General features: G+C 43.4%; 4 protein-coding genes and 1 tRNA gene. 2 read left to right on the forward strand and 3 right to left on the reverse strand.

Annotated features, from left to right (window positions below; genetic code table 11):
• Nucleotide 1 precedes the first annotated feature (1 nt).
• Both RMO55_RS17175 and rplS read right to left on the reverse strand, forming a co-directional pair.
• Nucleotides 2–74, reverse strand: a tRNA-Trp gene (locus RMO55_RS17175).
• Between the two features lie 96 nt (nucleotides 75–170).
• Nucleotides 171–533, reverse strand: a complete 363-nt coding sequence (rplS, locus tag RMO55_RS17180; protein WP_310428506.1) for a 50S ribosomal protein L19 — start codon at nucleotides 531–533, stop codon at nucleotides 171–173.
• A gap of 438 nt (nucleotides 534–971) precedes the next feature.
• On the opposite strand from rplS, the gene RMO55_RS17185 reads away from it, so the two are divergent.
• Nucleotides 972–1,499, forward strand: coding sequence for a glyoxalase-like domain protein (locus RMO55_RS17185; protein WP_310428508.1), 528 nt, complete (start codon nucleotides 972–974; stop codon nucleotides 1,497–1,499).
• A gap of 7 nt (nucleotides 1,500–1,506) precedes the next feature.
• Complete coding sequence (locus tag RMO55_RS17190) at nucleotides 1,507–2,214, forward strand: AAA family ATPase (protein WP_310428510.1); 708 nt, start codon at nucleotides 1,507–1,509, stop codon at nucleotides 2,212–2,214.
• Between the two features lie 144 nt (nucleotides 2,215–2,358).
• On the opposite strand, the gene RMO55_RS17195 is transcribed toward RMO55_RS17190, so the two are convergent.
• Nucleotides 2,359–2,776: TCP-1/cpn60 chaperonin family protein (locus RMO55_RS17195; RefSeq protein ID WP_310428512.1), on the reverse strand; the 418-nt coding region annotated here is incomplete at its 5' end.

Consider the following 2,776-nt stretch of genomic DNA (forward strand, 5'->3'; position numbering starts at 1 on the left):
ACGCGCCCTGGAGGACTTGAACCCCCGACATTTGGTTTTGGAGACCAACGTTCTACCAACTGAACTAAAAGCGCAAGTGTGATGTGGAGTGATATTCCTGGCACTGCACTTTAGTATAATATCATAAACTAAAGTTAATAACCAGGACACTCGAATTAAATCGACGATCCTTACAAAGGACGATCGAACCGTTGTTTGACACGAGTTGCTTTACCGACACGATCGCGAAGATAAAACAGTTTCGCACGACGGACTTTACCGCGACGAATTACTTTGACGTTATCAACCTTGGGAGAGTGTAACAGGAATACCCGTTCCACGCCGATACCTTGGAAGACACGACGAACAGTAACCGTTTTATTGATTCCACCGTTACGCATGGCAATGATAATGCCTTCGTAAGGTTGAACCCGTTCTTTGTTACCTTCTTGAATTTTTACGCCCACACGGACAGTGTCGCCGATGTGAAGGGTAGGCAGATCGGATTTTAGATATTCCGCTTCGATCGAGCGAAGAATTTCCTGAGCTTTCATGTGGTTTGAAAAAATTCACAGAACTATTATCATAGCAGGTGACTGTAGATTTGTCTAACGATCTTTTTGAGGTGCGGCGGAGATCTTTACCCCACCTCAGTCCTGCCCGAGGATGTGAGGAGGGCAAGGTGGTTTCATACAAGCAAAGAAAAATACACAAACCTTGGTGCTTAGTCTTCAACCGCCCGCGATTAAAGTGCGGGCTAGCGACAAAAGTCCACTCAAGTGGACTGAAAGATTGAGGCTGACGGTGAGTGAAACCACCCTGCCCCCTTGGAAAGAGGAGGAGGATAGAAAGCCCCCTTGACAAAGGGGTTGGGGTAAAGATCTCTGCCGCAACTTGATTAATGGCTGAATTTAGGTCGATCGACTCACACTGATATTCACTTAATTAATCTGAGCTGCTAACATATACCTAATCCTAGCCCTCTCGATTTTATGCCTCTAGATAGTCTGATTTCGACCCAAGGCATCATGGTGATGCTGCTTGCCGCCTACGCTGGGGCGATGTGGCTGTTTCTCTCTAGTGCTCCGAAGGTCTACACGGTAATGGTGTCCGATCTCCAAATTGCCCAGGATTTGTACGAAGGATTGTTGAGTTTGCCGATCGCTCAAGTTCCATTGCATTATTATTATGACTACGAGCAGACGATCGGCACTGCGGGAATCGATCCGATGTATTTAGCGGCACCAATGGGTAGAGCTGCAGTGAGAGGGATGAAAGGTTCTGAAGGATTGTGGTATCAGCTCAAGAAAAATACCCAGTTGCATGTAATTACTGGAGCTAGTCTGGGCGAGAAAAATCGTCAACGACATGTTTGTTTCGATCGAGATTGTCTCGAACAAATTCTAATGCGGATTCAAACTCGTGGAGTCAAGCACAAGATTCGCAGCGAGAAACCGCTGAATTTTTTGGTGAAAGACTATGATAGTCGCACGATCGAAATGTCGGAAGCAGCAAATTAGTTGAAAGTTGAGTTTTGAATTGGAAAATTTAGTATTTACAGGCAATCCAGGTACAGGTAAAACCACAGTAGCCAGAATTATTGGTGAGATATATCAAGATCTGGGAATATTATCTCAGGGTCAATTTATAGAAGTCGATCGTAGTAGTCTAGTCGCATCATACGTTGGGCAAACTGCACCTAAAACTATGAAGGCGATCGAATCAGCGTTAGGGGGAGTTTTATTTATCGATGAAGCCTATTCACTTGTGCCCAATGGTAGAGAAGATCCCTTTGGACAAGAGGCCGTTAATACTCTGTTAAAATTAATGGAAGATCACCGCGATAATTTAGTGGTGATTGTAGCTGGATATCAGGATGAAATGGCGAGATTTATTAATTCTAATCCTGGTTTAAAATCACGATTCTCTCGATCGATCAATTTTGAAGATTATGCCCCTGTTGAGTTAACAGCAATTTTCAAATCTTTGTGTGCAAAAAATAGCTATTTATTAGATGATTCAATTTTGCCTACTTTTAACAATCTAGTAACTGATTTTATCGATCGGATCGGCGAATTAGGTAATGGTAGATTTGTGAGAAATATCTTCGATCGATGTATCGCCAATCAATGCAATCGATTGGCTGTTATGGTAAAACCATCTCCTGAAGATTTGAAAACATTTTTAGTCGAAGATATTCCAGCTCGATCTCAATTAATTCAGTATTTGGCTTAGGATTTATGTTGATTCCCAGATCCCCGACTTCTCAAAGAAGTCGGGGATCTATCCTTACAAGTTTAGACAAAAATAGCTATCTTCATCAGAAGATAGCTATAAATATTAACGGAATATCCGTCTAAAAATTATTGAAATTGAGAATTAGTAATCGCCGTAGTCATTACCGCCCATTGGGCCGCCAGCACCAGCACCGCCGTCTTTAGGCTCTGGTTTGTCAACGATGATGCACTCAGTGGTGAGGATCATAGCTGCGATCGAAGCGGCATTTTGCAGAGCCGAACGAGTTACTTTCGCAGGGTCAACGATACCAGCTTCAAACATGTCTACAAACTCATTTGTTGCAGCGTTGTAGCCAACATCAAATGCTTTTTCTTTGACACGTTCAGCGATGATTGCACCGTTTTGACCAGCGTTTTCAGCAATCCGTTTGAGTGGAGCTGAAAGAGCGCGGGTAACGATTAATGCACCAGTTAATTCCTCATCTTTGAGGTTAGCTTGTGCCCAAACTTCCAACTCAGGGGAGAGGTGAGCTAGGGTTGTACCACCACCAGGAACGATA

The sequence above is a fragment of the Chamaesiphon sp. VAR_48_metabat_135_sub genome (assembly GCF_031418915.1).
Classification (GTDB): Bacteria; Cyanobacteriota; Cyanobacteriia; order Cyanobacteriales; family Chamaesiphonaceae; genus Chamaesiphon.

Bases quoted from the DNA above. Each gene is read 5' to 3' on its own strand.
- rplS (WP_310428506.1), bottom strand. From the start codon at position 533: ATGAAAGCTCAGGAAATTCTTCGCTCGATCGAAGCGGAATATCTAAAA.
- RMO55_RS17185 (WP_310428508.1), top strand. From the start codon at position 972: ATGCCTCTAGATAGTCTGATTTCGACCCAAGGCATCATGGTGATGCTG.